The organism is Candidatus Methylomirabilota bacterium, from assembly GCA_036005065.1.
Taxonomy (GTDB): domain Bacteria; phylum Methylomirabilota; class Methylomirabilia; order Rokubacteriales; family DASRDR01; genus DASYQW01.
This window is the reverse complement of sequence record DASYQW010000387.1, coordinates 1-7,057: the sequence shown is the minus strand read 5'-3', so window position 1 is coordinate 7,057 and position 7,057 is coordinate 1. Positions and strand designations below refer to the sequence as shown.

The 7,057-nt window shown below is 70.8% G+C and carries 9 protein-coding genes; 6 read left to right on the top strand and 3 right to left on the bottom strand.

What is annotated here, in order from left to right; genetic code table 11:
• The 3 genes from mqnC to mqnE all read right to left on the bottom strand — a co-directional run.
• On the bottom strand, nucleotides 1–1,053 hold a 1,053-nt coding region (mqnC, locus tag VGW35_26040), incomplete at its 3' end, for a cyclic dehypoxanthinyl futalosine synthase (protein HEV8311139.1).
• Nucleotides 1,053–1,793: a menaquinone biosynthesis protein gene (locus VGW35_26035; protein HEV8311138.1), complete on the bottom strand. Its 741-nt coding sequence runs from the start codon at nucleotides 1,791–1,793 to the stop codon at nucleotides 1,053–1,055. The genes mqnC and VGW35_26035, both read right to left, overlap by 1 nt.
• A gap of 26 nt (nucleotides 1,794–1,819) precedes the next feature.
• Entirely contained in the window at nucleotides 1,820–2,920 is a 1,101-nt protein-coding gene (mqnE, locus tag VGW35_26030) for an aminofutalosine synthase MqnE (protein HEV8311137.1), read from the bottom strand.
• Between the two features lie 139 nt (nucleotides 2,921–3,059).
• Between mqnE and VGW35_26025 the strand changes: the two genes are divergently transcribed.
• From VGW35_26025 to VGW35_26000, 6 genes are all read left to right on the top strand, one after another.
• On the top strand, nucleotides 3,060–3,512 hold the full coding sequence (locus VGW35_26025; GenBank protein HEV8311136.1) for a MaoC/PaaZ C-terminal domain-containing protein: 453 nt from the start codon (nucleotides 3,060–3,062) through the stop codon (nucleotides 3,510–3,512).
• Nucleotides 3,513–3,527: 15 nt separating this feature from the next.
• Nucleotides 3,528–3,953, top strand: coding sequence for a dehydratase (locus VGW35_26020; GenBank protein HEV8311135.1), 426 nt, complete (start codon nucleotides 3,528–3,530; stop codon nucleotides 3,951–3,953).
• Between the two features lie 13 nt (nucleotides 3,954–3,966).
• Nucleotides 3,967–4,749, top strand: a complete 783-nt coding sequence (uppS, locus tag VGW35_26015) for a polyprenyl diphosphate synthase (protein HEV8311134.1) — start codon at nucleotides 3,967–3,969, stop codon at nucleotides 4,747–4,749.
• A 60-nt stretch (nucleotides 4,750–4,809) separates the two neighbouring features.
• Nucleotides 4,810–5,928 carry a glycosyltransferase gene (locus VGW35_26010; GenBank protein HEV8311133.1) on the top strand — a complete coding sequence of 373 codons (1,119 nt, stop codon included), beginning with the start codon at nucleotides 4,810–4,812 and terminating at the stop codon, nucleotides 5,926–5,928.
• Nucleotides 5,929–5,931: 3 nt separating this feature from the next.
• Nucleotides 5,932–6,630, top strand: a complete 699-nt coding sequence (locus VGW35_26005) for a polysaccharide deacetylase family protein (GenBank protein ID HEV8311132.1) — start codon at nucleotides 5,932–5,934, stop codon at nucleotides 6,628–6,630.
• 118 nt (nucleotides 6,631–6,748) lie between these two features.
• The gene (locus tag VGW35_26000; protein ID HEV8311131.1) at nucleotides 6,749–7,036 is read left to right on the top strand and encodes a hypothetical protein; all 288 of its coding nucleotides are present in this window, start codon (nucleotides 6,749–6,751) and stop codon (nucleotides 7,034–7,036) included.
• The last annotated feature ends 21 nt before the right edge of the window (nucleotides 7,037–7,057 follow it).

The window sequence follows — 7,057 nt, the reverse complement described above, 5'->3', positions numbered from 1 at the left end:
GTAGAGGGTGGTGCGCTGGACGGGCTGGAAGCCGGCCTCGCGGATCAAGGTGGCGATCTCCTCGATCTCGATCGTGTTGACGTAGTCGGCCGCCTTGTGCACGTTCTCCTCGAGGAGCGTGCCGCCCCAGTCGTCGGCGCCGAAATGGAGCGCCACCTGCCCGGCCTTCTTCCCCTCGGAGAACCACGACGCCTGGATGTGGGGCACGTTGTCGAGGTAGCAGCGGGCCAGCGCGATCATGCGGAGGTAGGCATTCGGCCCGGCGTAGTGCTTGATCCATTTCTCGAGGAGCGTGTGGCCGGGCTTGAAGGACCAGGGGATGAAGGCCGTGAAGCCGCCGGTCTCGTCCTGGAGTCCCCTCACCGCGTCCAGGTGATCCAGGACGTCGTCGGGTTGCTCGACGTGGCCGTACATCATGGTCGCGGTCGAGCGGAGTCCCACCCGGTGGGCTTCACGGTGGACCTCGAGCCAGGCCTCCGGCCCGCCCTTCTTGGGGCTGATCCGCTGGCGCACGCGAGTCGAGAGGATCTCGGCGCCGCCGCCCGGCAGGGTGCGCTGGCCGGCCGCCTGGAGGCGCGCGAGGATCTCACGCACCGGCAGGCCGGAGACCTGGGCCATGGTCTGGATCTCCGAGGCCGTGAAGAAATGGGGAAGCACGCCGGGAAAGCGCCGCCGCGTCTCCCGCACCAGCTCGAGGTAGTAGTCGAGGCCGAGGGCGGGGTTGTGGCCGCCCTGCAGCAGCACGGTGGTCGCCCCGCGGGCCACGGCCGGCTCGAGCTTGGCCATGACCTCCGCCACGGTGAGGGTGTAGGCCTCCGGGTCTCCGGGCTTCCGGTAGAAGGCGCAGAACTGGCAGTCGGTGACGCACACGTTGGTGTAGTTGGGATTGGTGTCGATGACGTACGTGACGACGGGATCGGGGTGAAGCCGGTAGCGGACGCCCTGGGCCAGCTGGCCGAGAGCGAGGAGTGGCGCCTCGGACAGGAGCCAGCCGCCCTCCTCGCGCGTGAGGCGCTCGCCGGCCTCGATCCGTTTGCCGATGGCGTCGAGCATCACGACGCCAGCAGGGCGGAGAGCCGCCGGAACTCGGCGATGGCCTTGTCATCCTCGGGGCCGAGCCGATAGGCGAACCCCTCCAGGTAGGCGACGACCTCGGCCTCGGTCAACTCCACGTCGCGGCGGGCGCGGGCGATGGCCGCGAGGCTCCGGAGGCCGGCGTCCAGGGAGTCTCCGAGCACGCGCTCGAGCTCGGTCTGGGCGGCGGCGGGGACGGCGGTCCGGACGGCCCAGGCCGCGAAAACGCAGGGGAGCCCGGTCCACCGCGTCCACTCTGCCCCCAGGTCGAAGCAGTACGGGTGCGGCCAGCGCCCGCGCCAGGTCCGCAGCGCCACGTCCCCGATCAGCAGGACCGCGTCGGCCGGGGCGTCGGGCTCGAGGAGCTCCGGCGCGGCGACCTCGTCGCGGAAGGCGAGGAGGATCCGCAGGAGGCGGATGGAGGTCGCCGTCTCCGGGGTGACCCCGATGCGGGCCTCGCCGAGCTCGTCCAGCGGCCGGCTGGAGAAGAGGAAGACGCTCTGGGCGCCCCGCTGCCGCGTGGCCACGCCGTAGGGCAGCATCCTCACCTCGCCGTCGAGGCGGAGGCAGTCGGCCAGCGGCAGCGGCCCCGCGTCCACCCGCCCGGCCGCCACCGCTTCGCCGAGGGCGCGCGGAGGCATGGCCGCGGTGACCGGCCAGGGGAAGGCGTGGAAGAACGGCTCCACGTTCAGATACGAGATCCGGCCGACCCTCGGCATCGGGCGGCCCGCTTCGCCGGAAGGCATCAGTTGAAGACCTGGACGACGCCGTAGAGGGCGTCCCGCTCGACGGGGACCTTGCCGGCGTCGCGGATCATCCGGAGGATCTGCTCGCGGGCCAGCCCGGCCGGGCTCTCGGCCTTGGCCGCGTGGGCGATGCGCTCCTCGACGAGCGTCCCGTTTACGTCGTCGGCGCCGAAATGGAGCGCGATCGAGGCCGTGGCTTCACCCATCATGACCCAGTACGCCTCGACGTGCGGGAAGTTGTCGAGCATGAGCCGGGAGGTGGCGACCATGCGGAGCTCCTCGACCGAGGAGGCCTGGCGGGGCACCAGCTTGGTGTCGCCGACCTGATAGGTGAGCGGGATGAAGGTGAGAAACCCTGCCGTCTCGTCCTGGAGGGCGCGCAGCCTCAACAGGTGCTCGATGCGCTCGGCGTAGGTCTCGATGTGGCCATAGAGGATCGTCGCGTTGGAGCGGATGCCGAGCCCGTGGGCGATCCGGTGGATCTCGAGCCAGCGGTCGGCGCCGGCCTTGCCGGTATAGTGGAGGGCCTTCTGGAGCCGGACGGAGAACACCTCGGCGCCGCCGCCGGGCATCGAGTGGAGACCGGCCGCCTTGAGGCGGACCAGCGCCTCGCGGGGGTCGATCTTCCAGCGACGCCAGAAGTAGTCGATCTCGGCGGCGGTGAAGGCCTTGATCTGCGCCAGCGGGCGCTCCCGGCGGATGGCGCGGACCAGTTTCTCGTAGTAGTCGAACGGCCAGTCCGGGTGGTGGCCGCCGACGATGTGGACCTCGCGGATGTCGGGGTCGATCATGGCCACGATCTCGTCGGCCGAGTACTCGAAGGCGCCGGCCTCGCCCTTCCGCCGGGCGAAGTCACAGAACGAGCAGGCGAGGACGCAGACGTTGGTCGGGTTGATGTAGCGGTTGATCACGAAGTAGACCCAGTCGCCCGATTTCTTCTGCTTGACCCGGTCGGCCATCCGGCCGAGGGCGAGCAGGTCTGCCGTCTCGAGGCAGGCGAGCCCGTCGGCGGCGCCGAGCCGCTGGCCGGCCCGGACCTTGTCCCAGACCTCTGCCAGGCGCGGATCACGGAAGCGGATCTCCTCGACCGGATCGTGCATCCAGACCTCCCCGACGCGGGAACGGGATCGATGCCGGACGCATTGTACGGTGCGCTGGCACAGCGCGTCAACGCGGGATGGCCTGAATCGTGTGCTATAGTGCGGAGCGGTCGTCAGAATGTGGCCCGGGGAGGCGCGCATGACCGGGGAGGGCCGGCAGTACTTCGAGGATATCCAGGTAGGGGACGAGTTCGTGTCTCCCGGGCGGACGGTGACCGAGGCCGACATCGTCGCCTTCGCCGGGCTCTCGGGTGACTACAACGTCCTGCACACGGACGCCGAGTTCATGCGCAGCTCGATCTTCGGCGAGCGGATCGCCCACGGGCTCCTCGGGCTCGCCATCCAATCCGGCCTCGGCAGCCGGGCCATGCCTCGCCCGTTCGCGACCATGGCGTTCCTCGGCCTCCGCTGGCGCTTCAAGGGGCCGATCAAGATCGGGGACACCATCAAGGTGCGGATCCAGGTCTCCGACAAGCGGGAGACCTCGAAGCCCGACCGGGGCATCGTCGTCCTCCAGCGGTCGGTCCTGAACCAGCGCGGCGAGGTGGTTCAGGAGGGCGAGACGGATATCATGGTAGAGCGGCGACCGTAGCGAAGCCTGGAAGGCGTGCGATACTTCGAGGACATTCCGGTCGGGGAGGAGGCGCGGACGCCCGCGCGAACGGTCACCGAGGCGGATCTCGTGACCTATGCCTGGATCTCGGGCGACCACGAGGCGCTCGACCAGACGCGTGGCGAGCCCGGGCTGTCGCCGGCGGTGCCCGAAAACCTGATCATTGCCATCACCTCCGGGCTCGGTCTCCGGGTCGCCGTGACGCAGCCGCGTGTCCTGGCCTTCATGGTGCTCGACTGGCACTTTCTCGCCCCGGTGCGGATTGGCGACACGGTGCACTGCCGGATTCAGGTGACCGCCAAGCGTGGCCTGAAAGAGGGGGGGGTGCTCGTGGAAAAACGGCAGATCCTGAACCAGCGCGGCGAGGTCGTCCAGCAGGGAGAGTACAAGCTGCTGATCGCGCGCCGGCCGAGGCCGTGAGGAGCCCCCGGTCATGAAGCGGCTCCCTCAGCTCCTCTATTATCTGTACGCGCGGCGCCTCGAGAGGGAGGTCCTGAGCCGATCCGTGCCCAGGCATGTGGGGATCATCCTCGACGGCAATCGGCGGTGGGCCCGCGCCCAGGGGCTGCGCGACCCGATCGAGGCGTACCGAGCCGGCGCCGAGAAGCTGGACGAGGTTCTCGCCTGGTGCGCCGACCTGGGAATCCCGGCGGTGACCCTCTGGGCGTTCTCGACGGAGAACCTCACCCGGGCGCCGGAAGAGGTCGAGGGGCTCATGTCCGTGATCGAGGCGAAGCTGAACACCATCGCCGACGACCCGCGCATCCACCGGCGCCGGGTGCGGGTTCGGGTGGTAGGCAAGCTCGACCTGCTCCCCGACTCGACCCTGGCGGCGGCCCAGCGGGCCGAGGCGGCGACGGCGGACTATGGCGACCTCGTGCTGAGCTTCGCCCTCGCCTACGGCGGCCGCCAGGAGATCGCGGACGCGGTACGGCGCCTCATCGGCGACCGGGCGAAGCAAGGGGCCTCGATCGAGGAGATCGTCGAGAGCGTGAGCCAGGAGGAGATCGGGCGCTATCTCTACACGGCCGACCTCCCGGATCCCGACCTCATCATCCGCACCTCCGGTGAGGTGCGGTTGTCGGGCTTCCTCCTCTGGCAGAGCGCCTACAGCGAGTTCTACTTCTGCGATGTGCACTGGCCGGCGTTCCGCAAGATCGACTTCCTCCGCGCGATCCGGAGTTATCAGCAGCGTGACCGCCGTTTCGGCGCCTGAAGTCTCGGGGCCGACAGCCGTCGTAGCCCGTCGCGTGCCCCCCGCTCCGGGTGAAGGCCAGTGCCCGACGTTCTGATCCTCACCGCCAGTTACGGGTCCGGGCACAACCGGGTCGCGGCTGCGCTCGCCGAGGGGCTCGCCGCCGAGGGCGCCACCGTCGAGACGATCGAGCACTTCGAGCGCTTCGTCTCGCCGGCCTTCGCGCGCGCGACCCGGGCGCTCTTCTGGCTGATCCTGCGACGGGCGCCGCGCCTGTGGGGCGCCGCGTATGCCCTGTCGGCGCGGCTGCCCACCCGGTCACCGGCGATGGCCGGCCTGGACCGTCTCGGCGCCCGGGCCCTCGGGCGGCATCTGGCGGCCACGCGCCCCGACGTCGTGGCGCACGTGCATCCCACGCCGGCCGGGGCGATGTCGTGGCTCCGCGGCCACGGCGCGACGGACGTCCCCCACGCGATCGTGCTCACGGACTTCGTCGCCCATGGCCAGTGGATCTACCCGCACGTGGACCGCTACTTCGTGCCCACTGACGCGATCCGGGACGGGATGACCGCTCTCGGGGTCCCGCCCGATCGGGTGGTGAGCAGCGGGTTGCCCATCAGTCTCGCCTTCGCGGCCCCGGCCGACCGGGCGGCGCTGCGCGCGAGGCTGGGACTCGAGGCCGAGACGCCGGCGATCCTGGTCACGAGCGGGATGCAGGGGCGCCTGGGGGCGATCGCGGAAGTCTGCGAGGTCTTGGCCGGGCTCGTGGCGTCGTTCCGGGCCATCGTCGTCTGCGGGGAGCACGACGAGCTGGCCGCCGGCCTCCGGAGCCGGTATCGCGGCGACGGCCGCTTCCGGATTCTCGGGCGGGTGGACGACATGCATCACGTGGTGGGGGCAGTGGACCTGGTGGTGACCAAGGGCGGGGCGGTGACGTGCGCCGAAGCCCTGGCCCTCGAGCGGCCGTTGCTCTTTTACCGCTCACTCCCCGGCCAGGAGCGGGCCAACGAGATGTGCCTGGAACAGGCCGGCGCCGGGATCCGGATGCCCCATCGCGCGGCGCTGACGGCCGAGCTCCGGTCGCTCTTGCGGGAACCGTCCCGGCGCGCGGCGATGGCCGCGGCGGCCCGCCGCCTTCGGCGTCCGGAAGCGGCGCGCACGGTCGCCAAGGAGCTGCTCGCCATGGCTCGGGTGAGCTGACCCATGCGACTCGTTCGGACCGCGGGGCTGGTCGGCGCCGGGGCCTGGGTCGCCTATGGGTGGGGCGCCCAGTGCGTCCTCCCGCTACTCGCCGTGCGGCGCGGTCGAGTGGGACCCCGACAGATCAGCCTGACGTTCGACGACGGACCGGATCCCGAGGCGACACCCCAGCTGCTTCGGCTGCTGGCCGCGGCCGACGTCCGCGCCACCTTCTTCCTCATCGGCGCCCGGGCGGCGCGGCATCCGGACCTGGTGCGGGCGATCGTGGCCGACGGCCACGAGGTGGGCAACCACACCTGGCATCACCGAAATGCGTGGTTCCTGGGCCCGACGGCCACGCGAACCGAGCTGCTCGGCGGCGCCCGCGTACTGGCCGAGATCACCGGTCGCGTCCCCGGTCTCTTCCGGCCGCCCTGGGGCATCGTCAATGCGGTGGCGCTTCATACGGCGCGGCAAGCCGGGTTCGCGAGCGTGCTCTGGTCGATTCAACCCGAGGGGCTCCGCCCGCGCACCCCCGAGGCGCAGCTCCGCTACTGCTCCGATCACCTGCACGACGGAGCGATCGTGGACCTGCACGATGCCCCGGGGCTCCCGGGGGCGCCCGAGCGCGTGCTCCGGCTGATGCCGAGGCTCCTCGACCTCGTCGCCGCCCAGGGTTACAAGCCCGTCCCGGTCGGCGCCCTCCTCCGCGGCCCGCACTAAAAGCTTGGGCCGGCTCGCGGCCCCGGGCTAACCTCCTGGAAGAGGGGCTCGCGCCCCCCTTGTTGAGTCCGGCTGATGGCGCGTCGCTCGACTCCGATCACAGAGGAGGCATGGCTCGATGAGGCTTGCGCTCGCGGTGGCGGCGGCATTGCTCGTGACGGCCGGCGTGGCCGAGGCCGGTGTGGCCGAGCCCGAATCGTATGATCCGATGAAGACCCCGCCCGAGGAGACGATCTACGCGACCGAGCACCACCTGGGCTTCTCTGTGCGTTCCACGATCATCCGGTGGCTGGGCGGCGTCCCCATCACCGACGAGCACGACCTCCGAGCCTCGGCGCGGGAGCGCTGGTGGGGTGACGAGGTGCCGATCCTGCCGGCTGTCTTCGTGAAAGGCCGCGGCCGCTAGGGCATTTTCGGGGGGGGGGGG